Source organism: Lactobacillus sp. UMNPBX6 (assembly GCF_002553975.1).
GTDB lineage: Bacteria > Bacillota > Bacilli > Lactobacillales > Lactobacillaceae > Lactobacillus > Lactobacillus gallinarum.
In genome coordinates this window covers 1-18,133 of record NZ_PCZD01000038.1, presented here as the reverse complement: position 1 = coordinate 18,133, position 18,133 = coordinate 1, and the positions used below count along the sequence as shown (strand labels likewise).

At 36.4% G+C, this 18,133-nt stretch carries 17 protein-coding genes, 1 pseudogene, 1 riboswitch and 1 other annotated feature; of the genes and pseudogenes, 15 read left to right on the top strand and 3 right to left on the bottom strand.

The genetic code is table 11. From position 1 onward, the window contains the following. Positions 1-251 precede the first annotated feature (251 nt). A pseudogene (locus CP357_RS07085) lies at positions 252-446 on the top strand (XRE family transcriptional regulator); the annotation flags it as partial. A gap of 13 nt (positions 447-459) precedes the next feature. Then, positions 460-1,128, top strand: a complete 669-nt coding sequence (locus tag CP357_RS07080) for a type 1 glutamine amidotransferase (protein ID WP_025005426.1) — start codon at positions 460-462, stop codon at positions 1,126-1,128. 45 nt (positions 1,129-1,173) lie between these two features. Here the strand turns inward: CP357_RS07080 and CP357_RS07075 are convergent, their stop codons facing one another. Beyond that, positions 1,174-1,992 (bottom strand): transporter substrate-binding domain-containing protein, encoded by an 819-nt coding sequence (locus CP357_RS07075; protein ID WP_098036919.1) that lies wholly within the window; start codon positions 1,990-1,992, stop codon positions 1,174-1,176. A gap of 142 nt (positions 1,993-2,134) precedes the next feature. Between CP357_RS07075 and CP357_RS07070 the strand changes: the two genes are divergently transcribed. The 5 genes from CP357_RS07070 (at position 2,135) to CP357_RS07050 (ending at position 8,832) form a co-directional block, all read left to right on the top strand. Further along, positions 2,135-2,578 carry a MarR family winged helix-turn-helix transcriptional regulator gene (locus CP357_RS07070; RefSeq protein WP_087175909.1) on the top strand — a complete coding sequence of 148 codons (444 nt, stop codon included), beginning with the start codon at positions 2,135-2,137 and terminating at the stop codon, positions 2,576-2,578. Next, positions 2,575-4,305 carry an ABC transporter ATP-binding protein gene (locus CP357_RS07065; RefSeq protein ID WP_098036918.1) on the top strand — a complete coding sequence of 577 codons (1,731 nt, stop codon included), beginning with the start codon at positions 2,575-2,577 and terminating at the stop codon, positions 4,303-4,305. Before CP357_RS07070 ends, CP357_RS07065 begins: the two co-directional genes overlap by 4 nt. After that, complete coding sequence (locus CP357_RS07060) at positions 4,305-6,074, top strand: ABC transporter ATP-binding protein (protein ID WP_098036917.1); 1,770 nt, start codon at positions 4,305-4,307, stop codon at positions 6,072-6,074. The genes CP357_RS07065 and CP357_RS07060 overlap by 1 nt, the downstream gene beginning before the upstream one ends. A gap of 27 nt (positions 6,075-6,101) precedes the next feature. Then, a riboswitch (TPP riboswitch) is annotated at positions 6,102-6,192 on the top strand. A gap of 47 nt (positions 6,193-6,239) precedes the next feature. Then, positions 6,240-6,818 (top strand): ECF transporter S component, encoded by a 579-nt coding sequence (locus CP357_RS07055; protein WP_098036916.1) that lies wholly within the window; start codon positions 6,240-6,242, stop codon positions 6,816-6,818. Positions 6,819-7,128: 310 nt separating this feature from the next. Then, on the top strand, positions 7,129-8,832 hold the full coding sequence (locus tag CP357_RS07050; protein WP_198995862.1) for an MFS transporter: 1,704 nt from the start codon (positions 7,129-7,131) through the stop codon (positions 8,830-8,832). A gap of 35 nt (positions 8,833-8,867) precedes the next feature. Here the strand turns inward: CP357_RS07050 and udk are convergent, their stop codons facing one another. Continuing rightward, on the bottom strand, positions 8,868-9,500 hold the full coding sequence (gene udk / locus CP357_RS07045) for a uridine kinase (RefSeq protein WP_087175914.1): 633 nt from the start codon (positions 9,498-9,500) through the stop codon (positions 8,868-8,870). A gap of 157 nt (positions 9,501-9,657) precedes the next feature. Continuing rightward, positions 9,658-9,902: a binding site (T-box leader), on the top strand. A 247-nt stretch (positions 9,903-10,149) separates the two neighbouring features. Here udk and CP357_RS07040 point away from each other — a divergent pair. The 5 genes from CP357_RS07040 (at position 10,150) to CP357_RS07020 (ending at position 14,022) form a co-directional block, all read left to right on the top strand. After that, positions 10,150-10,890, top strand: a complete 741-nt coding sequence (locus CP357_RS07040) for an amino acid ABC transporter ATP-binding protein (protein ID WP_087175915.1) — start codon at positions 10,150-10,152, stop codon at positions 10,888-10,890. A gap of 10 nt (positions 10,891-10,900) precedes the next feature. Continuing rightward, positions 10,901-11,719, top strand: coding sequence for a transporter substrate-binding domain-containing protein (locus CP357_RS07035; RefSeq protein ID WP_098036914.1), 819 nt, complete (start codon positions 10,901-10,903; stop codon positions 11,717-11,719). After that, on the top strand, positions 11,719-12,360 hold the full coding sequence (locus tag CP357_RS07030; RefSeq protein WP_098036913.1) for an amino acid ABC transporter permease: 642 nt from the start codon (positions 11,719-11,721) through the stop codon (positions 12,358-12,360). The genes CP357_RS07035 and CP357_RS07030 overlap by 1 nt, the downstream gene beginning before the upstream one ends. Positions 12,361-12,374: 14 nt before the next feature. Continuing rightward, positions 12,375-13,028: an amino acid ABC transporter permease gene (locus CP357_RS07025; protein WP_087175918.1), complete on the top strand. Its 654-nt coding sequence runs from the start codon at positions 12,375-12,377 to the stop codon at positions 13,026-13,028. Between the two features lie 76 nt (positions 13,029-13,104). Continuing rightward, positions 13,105-14,022 carry a DUF2974 domain-containing protein gene (locus CP357_RS07020; protein ID WP_098036920.1) on the top strand — a complete coding sequence of 306 codons (918 nt, stop codon included), beginning with the start codon at positions 13,105-13,107 and terminating at the stop codon, positions 14,020-14,022. Positions 14,023-14,102: 80 nt separating this feature from the next. On the opposite strand, the gene CP357_RS07015 is transcribed toward CP357_RS07020, so the two are convergent. Beyond that, positions 14,103-15,404: an extracellular solute-binding protein gene (locus CP357_RS07015; RefSeq protein WP_098036912.1), complete on the bottom strand. Its 1,302-nt coding sequence runs from the start codon at positions 15,402-15,404 to the stop codon at positions 14,103-14,105. 153 nt (positions 15,405-15,557) lie between these two features. On the opposite strand from CP357_RS07015, the gene CP357_RS07010 reads away from it, so the two are divergent. The 3 genes from CP357_RS07010 to rpiA all read left to right on the top strand — a co-directional run bounded on the left by CP357_RS07010 (position 15,558) and on the right by rpiA (position 18,065). Then, positions 15,558-16,361, top strand: a complete 804-nt coding sequence (locus CP357_RS07010; RefSeq protein ID WP_025005439.1) for a DUF4931 domain-containing protein — start codon at positions 15,558-15,560, stop codon at positions 16,359-16,361. Between the two features lie 85 nt (positions 16,362-16,446). Further along, positions 16,447-17,373 carry a ribokinase gene (rbsK, locus tag CP357_RS07005; protein WP_098036911.1) on the top strand — a complete coding sequence of 309 codons (927 nt, stop codon included), beginning with the start codon at positions 16,447-16,449 and terminating at the stop codon, positions 17,371-17,373. Then, the gene (gene rpiA, locus CP357_RS07000; protein WP_056945570.1) at positions 17,373-18,065 is read left to right on the top strand and encodes a ribose-5-phosphate isomerase RpiA; all 693 of its coding nucleotides are present in this window, start codon (positions 17,373-17,375) and stop codon (positions 18,063-18,065) included. Before rbsK ends, rpiA begins: the two co-directional genes overlap by 1 nt. Positions 18,066-18,133: the final 68 nt, after the last annotated feature.

Here is an 18,133-nt window from a genome sequence, read left to right as displayed (position 1 = left end):
GGCCGTGAACATCTTAGAAAAAGGATTAGGCAAGTGGCAGAATCCTAAAATAAAAGAAGCAGCCTTATTCGGGGCTGCAGTCCGCTAGCAACTCACGGACTCAAAAGGCTTTGGTAATTAGACGACCTCTATCGGCAATAGCCAAAAGATTATTGCTGGTAAGTCAAGTCCGTATCTAAGCAAGTTGGTGTTCTGGTTAGCGTAAGCTAACGAGCCACTAAGCCCTAGACTTCAGTCTAGGGTAGTTGACTCGCAATGAAATAGAAAAATTCAGATTTATGCTGATTAAGACTGTGCTGGCCTATTTGAAGGAAAACAAAAATAACACAATTGATTATGATCCTGTTTATGAATTATACAAATTGTGTCAGCAAGCCGACTGGCATCGTTTGGCTAGAATGGAAGAAATTTGGCGAGCTTTTTATAGTGTAGATAATCAACGTTAAAGGAAGTATTGAAATGCGCGTTAATGTATTGCAACATGCACCTAATGAGGGCCCTGGATCTATTCAAGATTGGTGCCATGAACATAACCATGAAATGTTTGTTTATCATCCAGCAGATTTTGGTATTTTACCTACGCTTGATGAAACTGATTTGTTGGTGATATTAGGAAGTCCTAATAGTCCTAACGATGAATTGGATTGGGTAGAAAATGAACGGGTGTTAATTAAGCAAATGCTTGATGCTCATAAACCAATTTTAGGTATTTGTTTTGGTAGTCAACAGATTGCTAAAACATTGGGATATCGGGTACTCGATGCACCAGCTAAAGAAGTCGGTTGGGCTCCAGTATATTTACAAAATCATACAATTACTGAACTTCCCGAAAAATTAACAGCACTTCATTGGCATCAGCAAATGAGTGAAATTCCTAGAGAAGCTAAATTATTATTTTCAAGTGATTTAGTAAAGAATCAGGGATATTTACTGGGAAATAAGGTAATTGGATTGCAATTCCATTTTGAACCTAAAGAAGACAATGTGCGAGAGATCGCTATTAATGATGGAGCATATGCATTAGAAAATAATGATTTGCATCAGACACCACAAGAAATAATTGCTCATGGTGTTCCAAAAGAAAATAAAGATGTAATGTTTGTTTTGCTTGATTACATTACTGCTTAGTAAAAAAAGAGATTAGCTATGAATTTATAGCTAATCTTTTTTTCATTAATATTTTTCAGCTGTTTTTACATTAAAACCAGGAATATTGCCGAACCACTTTTTAAGCAAGCGATTGTAAGTGCCATTTTTTTCTAGCTTGGTCAGAGCTAAATTAATTTGTTTATCCATTTCGGTCTGACCTTTATTTACAGCAATTCCGTATGGTTGATTGGTAAAGTTTCCGCCGACTAATTTATAACCTGAACTGTCGCGTAAAATACCAACTAAGATACCATTATCAGTTACAAAAGCATTACCTTGTCCAGCTTTTAAGGCAGCAAACGCTTGACCATAATCATCAAATTGGAGGATTTCTGCTTTTGGAGCAAACTTTTTAACTGCATCGGCAGCAGTTGTTCCTTTTACTACTAAAACTTTCTTATTATTTAGATCCTTAACATTTTTAATCTTACTATCTTTGGCAACCATAATTGACTGACCAGCAGGAAAGTAAGGCTTGCTAAAGTCAACTTGTTTTTCACGTTCAGGTGTAATGGTCATCGCCGCAATTACCGCATCTACGTTTCTATTCTTTAATAATTGAATTTTAGTATTTGCCGTTGTAGTAACAAAATTTGCCTTAGCATTTTTACCTAGCATTTCTTTGGTCAATGCTTTAGCAAGATCAATTTCAAAACCATTGATTTTGCCAGTTTTGATGCTCATTGATCCAAACAACGGCGTATCTGCCTTAACACCCCAATTGATTGTTTTAGTAGATTTCACCGTTTGGTAGACATTTTGATTTTTATTTTGTCCACAAGCTGATAGTGTAAAAAGCGCTATTCCAATTAGTAAAGTTGAAAGAAAAAATCTCTTTTTCATGGTGTCACTTCCTAACTTCCTATAATAATTTTTTATTATACCAATTTATTCTGAAAAAATGAAAATTTATCTTCTTGATAATAGTCTCTGTATATACTAATATTATTGGTATGTGTAGAGACTAAATAAGAAGGTGAAACAAATGAAAATAAGTGAGTCGGAAAAATTGAATATGGCCATAGTTCATGGGAATAGGGCCTACCAGCAGTGGGATCAAGATCATGAACTCTCAGATTATTTATCAGTAATTTTATATGAATTGCTGTTACGTAAAAAATTAACGCAAAAACAATTAGTTGGTTTAACTGATTTACCCAAACAATCCATTAATAAGGGAATAAAAATATTGCATGATTCAGGCTATCTTATTATGAGCGTGGATCCTCAAGATAAGCGAGTACGTTTTTGCGAATTGACTGCTGACGGAAATAAGTATGCTAAGCAAAAGATGCAGTCATTATTTAAGTTAGAAGAACGGACTGCTCAAAAACTTGGCTCTGAAAAGATGCAGCTTTTAACTGATTTATTAACAGAATGGGGCAATACCTTTTGGGATTTTTTTAATGAAGAAAGGAGTAATAAATGAAAGCATTCAAAATCTTAATACCGCACTTTAAGCATTACAAGAAAGATATTTTTGCAGCCCTTGTTGCAATTATCGTTTCCGCCTTTGCAACATTATATCAACCGCGTTTGCTAGAAAATATTCAACGAGCAATTATGTTGGATCAAAAAGATATCGTTGTTTGCGACGGTATCATCTTAGTTGTATTAGGCATTGTAGCCATCATTTCGGGTGTCTTCAACGTTTACTATGCCGCTAGAATCGCACAAGGAGTGACTAGTGACTTACGTGAAGAAACCTATGCTAAGATCCAGAGCTTTTCTTTTGGTAATATTGAAAACTTTTCAGCGGGATCATTGACCACGCGTTTGATCAACGATATGAATCAGATCATGAACATGTTGATGCAACTCTTTATGCAATTGCTCAGAATGCCTATTTTAATTGTGGGATCTTTTATTTTCTGTATTGTAATTATCCCACGTTTTTGGTGGGCAACTGTAATAATGGTGGCCTTGATCATTGGTTTTGGTATTTATGTTTTAAAACAAATGAACAGTTTGTTTGATAAATTTCAAAAAACAATGGATAAGATTTCGGGTCGAGCACAGGAAACTCTGCAAGGTGTACGAGTGGTGAAATCTTTTAATCAAGGTCCTCAAGAAATAAAGAAATTTAATCAGACTTCAGATCGTTTGAACAACTATAATATTGTGATTGGTTATTGGTTCTCTACGATTATGCCGGCCTTTCAACTTATTGCGTATTTAGTAATTACGCTGGTAGTTTATCTAATTGGACAAGGTATTGCAGCTCATCCAACTGATGTAGCAGTCGTCAGTCCATTTGTTAACTACATATTAACACTTCTGTGGACTATCATGATTGCCGGAATGACTATGATGCAATTTGCCAGAGGTAACATTTCCTTAGGCCGTATTAAAGAAATTTTGGATACGGAACCGGATATTAAATTCAATGAAAATGCGTCTACTGATATATTAGGCAGTTCTGTTGAATTTGATCATGTCTCATTTACTTATCCTGATGGTGAAGATGAAACTCTAAAAGATATTTCATTTAAGATCAAGCCAGGACAAATGGTTGGTATTGTTGGTGCTACAGGTTCAGGTAAATCAACCTTGGCGCAGCTAATTGCGCGTCTTTATGATCCAACCAAAGGTGAGGTTAAAATTGGTGGCCATAACTTGAAAGATGTTAATGAAACGGCTCTGCGTAAAACTGTAGCGTTTGTTTTGCAACGTGCAATTTTGTTCTCTGGCACGATCGCTTCTAATTTGCGTCAAGGAAATTCTAGAGCTAGAATGCATGAACTACAAAGAGCGGCCAATATGTCTCAAGCGTCTGAGTTTATTGAGCGATATAATGATTCATTTGATCATGAGGTAGAAGAGCGGTCATCCAATTTCTCCGGTGGTCAAAAACAACGTCTTTCTATTGCACGAGGATTAGTTGCTAAAACACCAATTTTAATTTTAGATGATTCCACTTCTGCACTTGATGCAGAATCTGAAAAGAAGGTGCAACAGGCCTTAGAACATGAATTACCAGATACAACGACGTTTATTATTGCGCAAAAAATTGTGTCAGTTGTACATGCAGACACGATTTTAGTTTTAGATGATGGTAAGCTGGTTGCTCAAGGCACTCATGCAGAATTATTGAAGACATCACCTGTTTACCAAGAAATCTTCAAGACACAAAAGGGCAAGAGAGGAGGAAAATAATGAGTGATACAAGAAAAGCTATTCACTATTTTATTAAGTATCTAAAACCATATAAAAAAGGCATTGCTATTGTAATTCTTCTATCTTTGCTATCAAGTGGTGCACAAGTAATTGCTCCAACGTTTTTAGGCCGTGCTGTGACTGATTTGACTAACTATTTAGCCGATTTAAAGAAAGGCACAGCTAGTTTAAATACGTTTTATAGTGCATTATGGTCAATGCTCTTGTTCTACGTTCTAAGTCAAGTTGCAATTTTCATCGCATGGATGGTTATGTCCAAATTCAATGCAGATTCAACTAACGATATGCGTGAAAATTTATTTGCTAAGTTTCAACGTATGTTAGTGCGCTATTTTGACACGCATCAAGATGGTAAGCTGCTTTCTTTATTTACTTCCGATTTGGATAATATCTTTAACGCAATGAACAACGCCATCTTTGAAATTATTTCCCAAGGAATAATGTTCATTGGGACGATTGTCATCATGTTTATGGTCAACCAACAACTTGCTTGGACTACAATTGCGACCACACCATTAATCCTGATTGTTAGTGTATTAATCATGAAAAAGGCTCGCATTTATCTTGATAAACAACAAGATGAAATCGGAGATTTGAATGGTTATATTACTGAGCAGATTAATGGTGAAAAAATCATTATTACCAATGATTTAAGAAAAGAATCTATAGAAAACTTTAAGACCTATAACAACCGAGTTCGAAATGCTATGTTTAAGGGACAATTTTACTCAGGCATTCTTTTTCCATTAATGAACGGACTAAATTTGCTTAACTTAGCCATTGTTATCGCGATGGGAGCTTGGATGATTATTTCCGGTCAAGTTAGTCAAGCAATCGGTTTGGGCTTAATTGTAACTTTTGTGGAATATTCGCAGACTTATTTCCAACCATTAACCCAAATTACTTCTATTTATTCTATGATTCAGTTGGCATTAACAGGTGCTAGAAGATTGGCAACGGTTGAAGAACAAAAAGACGAAGATGCAGTGCCAAATGGTAAAAAGATTAACGGTTTGCAAAAAGCTGTTAAATTAGAGAATGTCCATTTTGGCTATGATGAAAATAAAGAAATCTTGCATGGAGTTAACATTTCAGTAAATAAGGGTCAATCTGTTGCCGTAGTTGGACCAACCGGATCAGGAAAGACTACGATCATGAATCTGCTTAATCGTTTTTATGATGTTAACTCAGGTAAGGTAACCTTCGACGGGGTCGATGTGCGTGATATTCAGCTTGAATCGTTACGGAATAATATCGGCATTGTATTACAGGATTCTGTTTTGTTTACTGGTACAATTGCAGATAATATTCGTTACGGTAAACCAAACGCGTTGATGGATGAAGTAATTAGTGCCGCAAAACAGGCAGATATTCATGACTTCATTGAAAGTTTACCGGATGGTTATGAAACCAAGGTGAATGATAGTAGTTCTGTCTTTTCAACAGGACAAAAGCAATTAATTTCAATTGCACGGACTATTTTGATTAATCCCGATTTCCTGATTTTGGATGAGGCTACTTCGAATGTGGATACGGTAACCGAAGAAAAGATTCAACAGGCGATGGATGCGGTAATTGCCGGTCGGACTAGCTTTGTAATTGCACATAGACTAAAGACAATCTTAAATTCTAATAAGATTGTTGTACTCAAAGATGGTAATGTAATTGAGTCAGGAAGTCATGAAGATTTATTAAAAGAAAAAGGTTTTTATTACAAACTTTATACTGACCAAATGGCATTTGATTAATGTGGTATACTGACAATAGTTGAATAAAAAAGTCACTAGGGGTGCTGAAAAGCTGAGACATACTCTTTGAACCTGAACAAGGTAATACTTGCGTTAAGGAAAGTGCGATGAAATCGATTATTTTTGTGCTCCTACTGACTGTAATAGTTAGTTAGGAGCATTTTTATGTTTACACGATCAGCAAAGTGGAATGTTAAATCAATTATTTTAGTTGCCTTAATTGGGATCATTATGGGAGTTATCTACACTTATGGTTTTAATAATGTGTATAACTTGGTTAAACTTAGCTTTTTACCGACTGGATATGCACCGGTTGTGGACAATATCTTTACTGGACTCTGGTATATGGCTGCACCACTTGCAATGTATTTTGTCCCTACGGCAGGCTCAGGTACGATTGGTGAATTATTAGCGGCAACAGTTGAGATGGCAATTGGTGGCCAATGGGGTGCTCTGACTATTTTTGAAGGGTTAATTCAGGGTGCTACAAATGAAATTGGCTTTTTTCCTAAAAAAGAACGTTATGAAAGATTTTCTTGGAAGAGCGTTTTAACAGGAGCCTTCTTTGCTAACTTAGGTGGTTTTATTCCATCATATTTCTTATTTGGATGGAGTCATTATAGTGTCAACTTGCAGATCGCAATGTTCATTACTAGCATGATTTCAGCCCTTCTTTTTGATGGAGTACTAGTAAAATTAATTACTAATTTGTTTGATAAAACATTAAAGCCGAGAATCAAATAAGCCTTATCTAAAACGTATATACTGAATTAATAATGGGTGAGTGCTAAAATGAATATGGATATGTGTATACGTTTTCATGAAAAGAAGAGATTTTTTTGACTCGACGAACAAGTGAAGAAAAGAAAGAAGAAGCGGAAGCGATAAAAAATTGGAATCCGCGATATCGTAAAAATGTCATTATTTATGGATTTATGGTATTTTAGGCGCAGTTACTGGTATTACTAATGATGCTGCACTTTCTTACTATAAGATTGTTGCGCCACACTTAATTTCAGGACTTAATATTTTTAATGCCGCAACGGCGATTCCGATGTCTTTAATGATTGCTACTGTTCACAAATATGGTTATAGAAATATCTTATTGGTATTGCCACCAATGACTGCTATTTTTATGGCCTTAACTTGTGTGACTACCAATCAAATTATCATTATGATTGCATATACGATTTCATGGACCGCAATTGGGTTTTATGACTTAATGTATCCGTTGATGTGGACTTCATATGTACCAGAGAAGATTAGAACTAAAATGTTCTCTGTCGTTATGATTGTAAACTTGATTACTCAAACGATCTGTACTTTCTTTGGTGGAAAAGCAGTTGTTTGGTTCTTTAGTTTACTTCAAGGTACTTCATATCGGGATGCATCTATTGCATCAGGACGGCCAGAATTAATGCACGGCCAAGTATTAGCAAACTATACTAATGCTTATCGGATTTTGCTCGTTATTACCGCCGCTGTAACGATGTTAGCCTTCATTTTAGCTTTATTCATTCATAATGTACCACGAGACTATCGTTCAGAAGCAAGTGAAGAAAGCACCACACCCGCTCAAAAAGCTGCAATGTACAAAAAGTTGCTTAATAAACGAACCATTATGTGGATTGTTTATATTGCGGGTGTACAACTTGGTGCGAGATTGATCGCTGTCTATGTGCCAATCTATTTAAATAATTATTTACATATTCCACGTGACGTATCTTCTTCGGCAATTGGAGTTTATGATTTAATGTACCCACTGATGTGGACATCTTATGTTCCTAGCAAAATAAGAACGAAAATGTTTACTGTAGCTATGGTGGTTAACTTAATCGCTGAAAGTATCATGATGTTTATTGGTGGTAAAGCCGTTGTATTTATTTTTAGTAAATTACAAAGTATCAGTTATCAGACAGCTTCAAATTTGTCAGCCGATTCAAATGCAATGAAAGGGGCAATGCTTTCAAATTATATTAGCGCGTATAAATGGGTAATTATTATTACAGCTGTGATTACCTTTATTGCCTTTGTTCTCGCTTTATTTATTAAAGATAAGCCAATTGATTATCGTTCAACTGAAAGTAAAGATAAAAAAGAAACATTGCAGCAGAAAATGACAACTTACAAACGACTCGTTAACTATAAAACGGTTGTCTGGGTACTTTATTTATGTGCTGTCCAATTAGGTGCTGGATTGTTTATCCAATACGTGCCAATTTATTTGAACAGTATTTTACATATTCCACGGGGAATAACTTCAACTATTAATACGTTACAAACCGTTGCCATCTTTGTAGGTTACTTCTTTGCACCTTATTTTGCTAAGAAGTTAGGTTCAATTATGACGATTGCGATCAGTACAATCATTTGTGCACCATTAATGTTAGTAATGGCCAATGCCAAGATGCTCGGAACGGGTGCCGCTTTATTTGCAGTTGTAGGCACAATTTTATTCTTCCGTTCAGGCCTTGCAAATGCCTCTATGCCTGTACAACAAGAAGTACAAATGATTTTAGTAGATAAGGATATGCGTCCTGCCTTTAGTGCGGTAATTGAAATTGCATTGTCAGTTGTTGGCGTCATCGATGGATTATTTACTGAATTCTATCTTTTGAAGACGCAACAAGGTTATGCCAATGCTTATATTATTGCGGCTGCATTATATATTGTGTCAGGAATTGTATTGATTCTCGTATTTGCTAAAAAGTATAATCGGATTTTGCGTGATAGTCATGCATCTGAAGAATCCAAATAATAAAAAAATAAAAAATGGAGCTTAGCCCCATTTTTTTATTGGTTTAAAACTGATTGTAATTTAGTAGTAAGCATGTCGATTGCCACATCATTTTCTCCGCCTTCTGGCACAATGATGTCAGCGTAACGCTTAGTTGGTTCGATAAATTGATTGTACATTGGTTTTACCGTACCAAGGTATTGGTTAATGACAGAATCAAGAGAACGACCACGTTCCTTCATATCGCGTTCAAGTCGGCGAATGAAGCGAATGTCATCGTCAGTATCAACGTAGACTTTAATATCCATTAAGTTGCGGATATCTTCGTTGAAAAGAACCAAAATTCCTTCCAAAATAATGATGTCGGCAGGTTCAACGTGAATGGTTTCATCACTTCTTGTGTGAGCAGTGAAATCATAAGTTGGCATTTCAATTGGCTTTCTGTGCATCAATTGATTAAGTTGTGCTTCAAGCAGTGGCATATCAAAAGCGTCAGGGTGATCGTAGTTGATCTTCATCCGTTCTTCCATTGGTACGCCGGTATTGTCCTTATAATAAGAATCTTGCGTCATGATCATAATACGATCGTGTTCGTTAATATTATTAGCAATCTCGTGGGCGATAGTTGTTTTCCCACTTCCCGATCCCCCAGCAATTCCGATAATAACAGGTTTTTCAAGTTTTCCCATCATAAACTCCTTTATTTTTCTACATATCAATAAACATTTTAAGCTATTTTCCGAATATTAACAGACCTAATTTGCTCTAAAATCAAACTTCTTTTCAAAAGTAAGGAAATTGCCTTGCATTTTTATAAAAAATACTGTTAAATATATATCAATAAATTAAAAGGCTATGAAAAAGACGAGTAGATAATCTATTCTTTGCAGTGAACTGATGGTAGTGAGAAGTCAGTAGACCCTGGATTATTGAAAAACACTTTTAGCAGCTCACCGAAATAATAATTATTAAAGTAGGTCGAGACGTTTCCGGTACGTTACCTTGCCGGTGGAGCATGATTGTGCTTCATGAGATGGTCTATTTAATAGACAATTTGGGTGGTACCGCGGAAAAAGCCTTTCGTCCCTGTAACAGGAAGACGAAGGGCTTTTTCTTTGTCTTCTAAATGAAGTTTATAATCTATACAAAATTCGTAAAATTACCAAGTTATATTTGATTTTTTGAATAAAATCGAATAGCTTTTTTGAAAATCCGAATGAATATTATTAGCGATATTATAAACGTATCATTTTGACTGGTATAGTTGTTTAGTTTTAACCATAAAAAAGGTAAAATAGTATTATTACATAACATAAAACGAAAGAAAGGGTAGAAACCATGGCAGCAATTATTGAATTTAAACATGTTGATAAATATTACGGAAAGCTTCATGCATTGAAAGATATTAACTTAAAAATTGATGAAGGCCAAGTGGTTTCAATTATTGGTCCCTCAGGTTCTGGTAAGAGTACTTTAATCAGAACAATGAATGGACTTGAACCAATTAACAGTGGTCAATTGATTGTAACAGGTTATGACTTAGCTGATAAAAAGACTGATATCAACAAGATTCGCAAGAATGTAGGAATGGTATTCCAGCACTTCAATTTGTACAATAATCACACTGTGCTTGAAAATGTAATGTTGGCACCTAAGATCGTGCTTAAAAGACCTGATGATGAAAATCGTAAGGTAGCAATGGAATATCTTGAGAAAGTTGGTATGGCAGATAAGATTAATTCATACCCTCGTCATTTATCAGGTGGTCAAAAGCAGCGTGTAGCCATTGCCAGATCACTTGCAATGCACCCTAAGGCAATTTTATTTGATGAACCAACTAGTGCCTTGGACCCAGAAATGATTGAAGATGTGCTTGACGTTATGAAGTACGTTGCTGAACAAGGTATTACAATGGTCGTGGTTACTCACGAAATGGGCTTTGCTAAACAAGTAAGTAATCGTTTGATCTTCTTTGATAAGGGACAAATTTTGGAAGATCGCAAACCAGAAGAATTCTTTGCACATCCTGATACTGAACGTGCTCGTCAATTCTTAAGCAAGGTTATTTCTAAAGACTAAGGTAATTATTATGAAAAAAGCAAAAAGATTCCTTTTAATTTCGCTATTATTTTTTCTGTGTTTTGCATTAACTGCTTGCGGTAAAAGAAATAATCAAAACGTTTATCAAAAAGTAAGGGAAAATAAGCAAATAATTTGGGGCGTTAGAGCTGATACCAGATTATTTGGTTTAACTAATGTTAAAACTGGCAAGATTGAAGGCTTTGAAATTGATTTGGCACATGCCTTAACTAAGCAAATGCTAGGTAAAGATGCTACTGCCAGTTTTGTAACAACGACAGCCAATACTAGAATTCCTTTGCTTAAGAATGGAAATATCGATGCGGTTTTGGCTACAATGACCATTACGCCGGAACGTGCGAAACAAGTCGATTTTTCTAAGCCATATTTCCCAGCTGGTTCATCTTTGCTTGTTCCAGATAATAGCAAAATTAAAAGCGTTAAGGATTTAAATGGTAAAACAGTTTTGGCTGTAAAGGGAACGACGGCCGTAGATGACGTGCATAAGTTTGCACCGAAGGCACGAGTTCTTCAATATGATGATTATGGTCAAGCAATGTCAGCTTTAAAGGCAAATCAAGGTGTAGCTTTAACTACAGATAATGGTCTGCTTGCCGGTATTGCACAAGAAAATCCAGGTTATAAATTAGTAGGTGGCGTTTATAACAATGCACCTTATGGTATAGCTGTGAATAAGGGACAAAAGGATATGGTTGATCATATTAATAAGGCTTTAGATCAGCTTGAAAAAAATGGTACTTATGACCGTTTAATTAAGAAATGGTTTGCAGGAATTCCTGGTTTTAGTCTTAAGGGGGTACTGAAATAATGTGGCAAATTATTACTAATAACTGGGAAAGTTTTTTAACAGGTTTTTGGAATACTATTTTATGTAGTATTATTGCCTTGATTTTTAGTTTGATTTTGGGTGTGTTCTTTGCTTTGCTTGAAGTTGCACCACCTAAATTTGGACGTGTAATTGCGAAGATCTATATTGCAATTTTCAGAAATATTCCATTGTTGGTTATCGTTATGATCTTCTATTTGATCGTGCCACGCTATATTGTTAAGCTGTCAGGTTTTCAAGCAGGTACGATTGGATTGACGCTTTATACTTCCGCATTTATTGCTGAAACAGTGCGTGCAGGTATTAATTCAATTGGTGATGGACAAATGGAAGGCGCTCGTTCAAACGGGATGACTTATACGCAAGCGATGCGTTATGTCATTTTGCCACAAGCAATGAAGATCGTGATTCCACCACTCGGCAACCAATTCGTAAACTTGGTTAAGAACTCTTCAGTTTTGGCCTTCGTAGCTGGTTTTGACTTGATGTATCAAGCACAATTAATCGCATTTTCAACATTTAGAACGATTGATACTTACGTCATTGTAGGACTATTTTACTTGATTTTGACATTGCCACTTAGCTACTACATGCGTCACTTAGAGAAAAAGTTAGCACAATAGGAAGGGGATAGAAAATGGAAACTTTTATTCATGCGTATTCATGGGTTGATCTCCGCTTCTTGTTGCAGGGACTTTGGGTAACGATCTATGTTTCGTTGATTTCAATTGCACTTAGTTTTGTAGTTGGTCTGATTTTGGGTCTGATTCGTTATATGAAGATCAAATATGTTTCAGCAATCGTGGGCTTTATTATCGATATTATCCGTAACTTGCCACTTTTGCTTATTATCTTCTTTAGTTACTTCGGACTTCCTCAACTGGGAATTGTAACGAATCCAACAACGGCTTCAATTGCGGCATTGGTAATCTTTGAAGGAGCAATGCTTGCAGAAATCGTTCGTTCAGGGATCGGTTCAGTTGATCCAGGACAAATGGAAGGTGCCCGCTCTAATGGTATGAGTTATGGTCAAGCGATGTACCATGTTGTGATGCCACAAGCTTTGCACAACATGATTCCAGCTCTTCTTTCACAGTTCGTATCATTGGTTAAAGATACGTCACTTGCGACAATTATCGTGTTGCCAGAACTTTTATATCATGCACAAATTATCTACAGTCAAAATACGACTTATTTAATTCCAATGTACGTCATTATTGCGATCATGTACTTTGTTGTATGTTTCTGCTTGTCAACAGTGGCCAATTACTTACAAAAGAAATATAACTAGAGCTTTATGTCTAGACCAAAAAACTAACTATGCTACTATGAGAGTAGAAGTTAGTTTTTTTGTTTGGATAAAAATTATGAATGTAAATGAACAATTAACAGATCTAGAGCGAATTGAATTAACTAAAAAATCTTATGATGAATTAAAATTGGGCGAAGAAATCGTAATTGGTAACCATCACATTGGAATTGTCTGTCGCAACGTTCATGCAGAAGATGGCATGCGTGCGTTTATCATTAGTAATCCGCATGAAGTGACAATCTTATTTAAAGGATCATACGGCATAAAGAGAGGAAATCCGCAGACTTGGAGAGATGAGTGGTTTAAAACCAATCTACCGATTTTGCGTGCGATGTTATCGCATGAAAGACGAGTTCCTAGCCAATTAAAATCTGCTAGTAAATTATTAAATGAAACGATTAGTCAGTTTAAGGGAAAACAAATTTACATATATGGTCATTCTTTAGGTGCGATTAATGCTCAATTTGCATTGGCTAATTGTCATCATCCAGAGGCAATTGGAGCTGCATACTTGTATGAAGGAACCAATATTTGGTTATTGTTTACGCCAAAAGAACGTAGGCGAGTTGCCTTAATGCGAGAGAAGATTTTTAATTATGTCGATATATATGATCCAGTTACGTTGGGAATCACTGAAACACACCACATGGTCGGTAAATTGTGTTACGTGGACAGTGAACCGATGAAGCCAATTAAACAGCATATGTGGGGCGGATATTTGTTTAATCCTGATGGCAGTGTGAAGTTGCGGGAGATTGATCAGGCATTCTTGGCAGAAGCTAGAAGTGAACATAAGTTGCTTACTAGGTCTGGAGATTTGACCGAGTTCATTGAAAAGATTAGTTCGGCTGATGAGATTAAGAAGATGGCGACTGAAAAAATTGATCGGATGGTAGAGCATTATCCGGATCATAGTAGTTTGGCTAAGTTGGCCACGTTGTTTAAGTCGGAACTTCTTAAAGATAGGGATTGAAGATCATATTAGCTAATTTAGCAATTAAAAAAGAGGTTCCAAAATGGAGCCTCTTTTAAATTGATCAATTTATTTCTTTATTATTGCTTCCAAGCAGCATCAAGCTTATCTTTACCAGTCTTAATATCATTAGTCCATGATTGCTTCTTAGATGCCTTTGCCAAGATGTTTTGCATATTAACGTTAACTTGGTCGTATGCAGTTATTGAATTCTTAGTTACAGGTAAGAAGTAAAGGTTCTTGGAAGTCTTAGCTAAAATTGCTGGAATCTTGCTATCCTTTGCTTCTTGGTAAGCAGTGTCGTTCAAAGCAGCAGTATTAACAGGCATGTAACCAGTTTGCTTTGCCCAGTAAAGTTGTGACGACTTAGAAGTCAAGAACTTAAGGTACTTGAATGCGGCAGCCTTTTGCATTGCGCTAGCCTTCTTGAACATGTAGATGTCAGTACCTTGTTGTACATTCATTTGACTTGGACGAGCAGCTACGCCGTAAACGTAACCCTTCTTAAGACCTTGCTTAAGGTAGGCTTCGTTAGCAGTTGAACCGATGAACATGGCAACTTGACCATTGTTAAATGGAGTTGACATGTACTTTTGTGTACCAGCTTGCATGAAGTAGCCAGCCTTAACACCATTTGCGTAGTAGTTAATAGTCTTAACAGAATCCTTAGCCGCAAAGTTCAAGTTCTTGTTGAAGTCCTTGCCGTAAGTTTCCTTCATTTGCATCATGTAGTAGTTGTTAAGTGCGTCAAAGCCCATACCGCGTACCTTGTGGTGACTCTTACGGTAGATTTCAGCAGATGCACTAGCAAGTTGACTCATGTTAGTTGGAACCTTAACACCATACTTATCAAGCAAAGTCTTGTTGTAGAAAAGTACTTCAACAGACTTGTTAAATGGTACACCGTATTGAGTACCGCCAATGTTGGCACCATCCCAAAGTGCCTTCTTAATCCCACTGTTCTTGTATGAGCCCCAGCCGACTGACTTGTTGTTAACGTATGGAGTTAAGTTAACAAGCATGTTGTTCTTAGCCGCATTGTAAAGCCAACCTGGGTAAGCTTGCGTAATAGTTGGCAAGTCCTTTGGTGATTGCAAACCTGAAACAAGCTTTGCTTGCAAGTCAGAGTAGTTACCACCTTGGCTTTGTAACTTAATATGAATGTTAGGATTTTTCTTTTCAAAGTCATTAGTTAACTTCTTTAAAGCACTTTGAGAAGTACCAGTTAATGAGTACCAAAAGTTAATCGTTGTCTTCTTGCTGATCTTAGTAGGAATCTTAGAAGAACTCTTAGAACTACTATTGTTGTTTGAACAAGCACTAAGACTGACAACTGCTAAAACGGAAGCTCCAATTAGTGCCATTTTTTTGTAAAATTTCATTTTTTCTGCCTTTCGCTTTTTTACATTTCAAAGGTAGTTTACCATAGATAAGCGTACTATTCACAGATAAAATATAATATTGTTCATAATTGACACCGAAATATAATGATTCTAATATTGAAAGTAAGTAAATATTTTTAGCAGGTGGAAAATATGGACAAAAATCCTTTAGTATATGAATATTCAATCGGTAAACGTAAGCCTTATGATTATGATTATGGTAATCGTCAGGGTAACCAAAATGCAGGTTGCCCCTTCTGTGACGTTGCACATTTAACCAATATCTATGAAAAAGATGGGGATAAAATTTGGTTAAAGAATAAATATCCAACTTTACAGGATACTGACCAAACAATTCTGATTGAATCAAGCGATCACCAAGGTGATATTTCAACTTATACACGCGAAGACAATCAAGAATTAATGAAGTTTGGACTGAAATGTTTTCAAAAGATGAATAACTCAGGCCGCTATGAAAGTGTTCTTTGGTATAAAAACTTTGGTCCTAAATCGGATGGTTCTTTAACGCATCCCCACATGCAGATTGTTGGGCTTTACCATAAAGATGGCTATCACGATATTGGACCTGACAATTTCAAAGGCTTTGAGGTTGGTCGATCTGGTTCAGTAGAAATGAATCTTTCAGCTTATCCGATTCAAGGCTATCAAGAAGTAAATATCTTAACTCAAGATAATACCAATTTAGAAACGTGGGCAGATTTAATCCAAAAAGGTGCGCAATATATGCGTTCTGTTTTGTCACACGGTGTAGATTCATACAACTTATTCTTTTATCCGATTAATGATGGCAAAGGAACTTGCTGCAAGATTATTCCACGTTTTTATGCCTCACCATATTTTGTTGGCTATAAGATCTCGCAAGTCGATGATTCCGATACTTTAAAATGGGAAGCAGAGCGACTTAAGGGCTTCGTCAATGGCGGTATTTTACATTAAAATGTCAAAAAACGCATTCGCGAGATTGAATGCGTTTTTTTGATATAATTGAAATGATTAAATACATTTCTAAGAAGGGATGCTCATGAAGAAGATTGTAGTTATAGGTTCAAGCAATGTTGATACTACATTGCACGTAAAGGACTTTCCAAAACCAGGTGAAACAATTAATGCCACAGAAATAACCTCTGCTGGTGGTGGTAAAGGTGCAAACCAAGCTATCGCTGCAGCTAAAAGTGGCGCAGAGACTTATTTTATTAATCGTGTCGGTGAAGACAGCGAAGGCGGTTATATCACCCATCAATTGAAGAGCTATGGCGTTGACACTACCTATGTTCAAACCACGATAGGAAGCAAGACCGGTCATGCTTATATCACGCTTAATGAAGCAGGACAAAATGATATCATTATTGATCATGGCGCTAACTATGAATTAACTGTAGAGGATATTCAGGCTGCTAGTGATTTGTTTAAAGATGTAGATTGTGTGATTGCTCAATTCGAGACCCCACTTGAAGCAACAATTGAGGCTTTCAAGTTGGCTAAAAAGGCAGGAAAAATCACAATTTTAAATCCTGCACCTGCTATTGATAAAATTCCGGAAGAACTGTTGCAATACACAGATATTATTACGCCAAATGAAACTGAAAGTGCCAAGATTACGGGCATCCAAATAAAGGATAATTCAACTTTGGCAACGAATGCTGAAAAGTTGCATCTTCTTGGCGTAAAAAATGTAGTAATTACGTATGGTGATAAAGGTGCCTATATCTCATCTGCAGATATTGAAACTTTGGTACCAGCTTACAAGGTTAAGGCAACTGATACCACTGGTGCAGGCGATACCTTTATTGGTTACTTGGCAAGCAATTTAAAAGCAGACTTGTCCAACTTTGAAGAAGCCGCTAAAATTGCTAGTCGTGCTTCATCAATTGCCGTTCAACGTTTAGGTGCCCAACCTTCAATTCCTACTGCCAAAGAAGTAGAAAATGCAATGGAGGACGATGAATAATGGATAAAACAGAACAAGATCGCTTGAAAAAAGAAGCTGCTGAGAAGGCAGCAAGCATGGTAAAATCTGGCATGATTTTAGGCGTAGGTACTGGTTCAACCGTTGCTTTCTTTATTGATGCTTTAGGCAAGCGCAAGGATAATGATGGCTTAAAGTTAAAAGCAATCGTTACTACCAGTAATAGAAGTAAAAAGCAACTTGAAGACTTAGGCTTTAAAGTTAGTGAATTAGCTGATGTTGATCAAGTTGATTTAACTGTTGATGGTTCTGATCGTGTTGCCGACAACTTAGACGGAATTAAGGGCGGCGGTGGTGCCTTAACCCTTGAAAAGAATGTTGCCATTAATTCTAAAAAGATTATCTGGATTGTGGATGAATCAAAACTTGTCCACAGATTAAGTGGATTTCCTTTGCCAGTTGAAGTATTGCCTATTTCTTGTGAACAAAACTTTAAGCGTTTTAAGCAAGAAGGCTTGAAGCCACAATGGCGAATGGATGGCGATAAGCGTTACATCACGCACTATGGCAACTACATTATTGATTTGGCTGCCGATCCAGTTCCAGCACCACATGGTTTAGCCGATTATCTTGACCGTACTGTAGGTGTAGTTGAACATGGTTTATTCCTTGATATGTGTGATGAGGTAATCATTGCTCATAGCGACGGCACAATTGAAGATAAGATTAAATAATAATTTTTAGCAAGTGTCTGGGAAAAAACTAAATCCTAGGCCATAAAAAGAACGATCAAAATTCTCAA

Coding starts and splice junctions, on each gene's coding strand:
- CP357_RS07080 (WP_025005426.1), top strand. CDS start 460: ATGCGCGTTAATGTATTGCAACATGCACCTAATGAGGGCCCTGGATCT.
- CP357_RS07075 (WP_098036919.1), bottom strand. CDS start 1,992: ATGAAAAAGAGATTTTTTCTTTCAACTTTACTAATTGGAATAGCGCTT.
- CP357_RS07070 (WP_087175909.1), top strand. CDS start 2,135: ATGAAAATAAGTGAGTCGGAAAAATTGAATATGGCCATAGTTCATGGG.
- CP357_RS07065 (WP_098036918.1), top strand. CDS start 2,575: ATGAAAGCATTCAAAATCTTAATACCGCACTTTAAGCATTACAAGAAA.
- CP357_RS07060 (WP_098036917.1), top strand. CDS start 4,305: ATGAGTGATACAAGAAAAGCTATTCACTATTTTATTAAGTATCTAAAA.
- CP357_RS07055 (WP_098036916.1), top strand. CDS start 6,240: ATGTTTACACGATCAGCAAAGTGGAATGTTAAATCAATTATTTTAGTT.
- CP357_RS07050 (WP_198995862.1), top strand. CDS start 7,129: ATGTCTTTAATGATTGCTACTGTTCACAAATATGGTTATAGAAATATC.
- udk (WP_087175914.1), bottom strand. CDS start 9,500: ATGGGAAAACTTGAAAAACCTGTTATTATCGGAATTGCTGGGGGATCG.
- CP357_RS07040 (WP_087175915.1), top strand. CDS start 10,150: ATGGCAGCAATTATTGAATTTAAACATGTTGATAAATATTACGGAAAG.
- CP357_RS07035 (WP_098036914.1), top strand. CDS start 10,901: ATGAAAAAAGCAAAAAGATTCCTTTTAATTTCGCTATTATTTTTTCTG.
- CP357_RS07030 (WP_098036913.1), top strand. CDS start 11,719: ATGTGGCAAATTATTACTAATAACTGGGAAAGTTTTTTAACAGGTTTT.
- CP357_RS07025 (WP_087175918.1), top strand. CDS start 12,375: ATGGAAACTTTTATTCATGCGTATTCATGGGTTGATCTCCGCTTCTTG.
- CP357_RS07020 (WP_098036920.1), top strand. CDS start 13,105: ATGAATGTAAATGAACAATTAACAGATCTAGAGCGAATTGAATTAACT.
- CP357_RS07015 (WP_098036912.1), bottom strand. CDS start 15,404: ATGAAATTTTACAAAAAAATGGCACTAATTGGAGCTTCCGTTTTAGCA.
- CP357_RS07010 (WP_025005439.1), top strand. CDS start 15,558: ATGGACAAAAATCCTTTAGTATATGAATATTCAATCGGTAAACGTAAG.
- rbsK (WP_098036911.1), top strand. CDS start 16,447: ATGAAGAAGATTGTAGTTATAGGTTCAAGCAATGTTGATACTACATTG.
- rpiA (WP_056945570.1), top strand. CDS start 17,373: ATGGATAAAACAGAACAAGATCGCTTGAAAAAAGAAGCTGCTGAGAAG.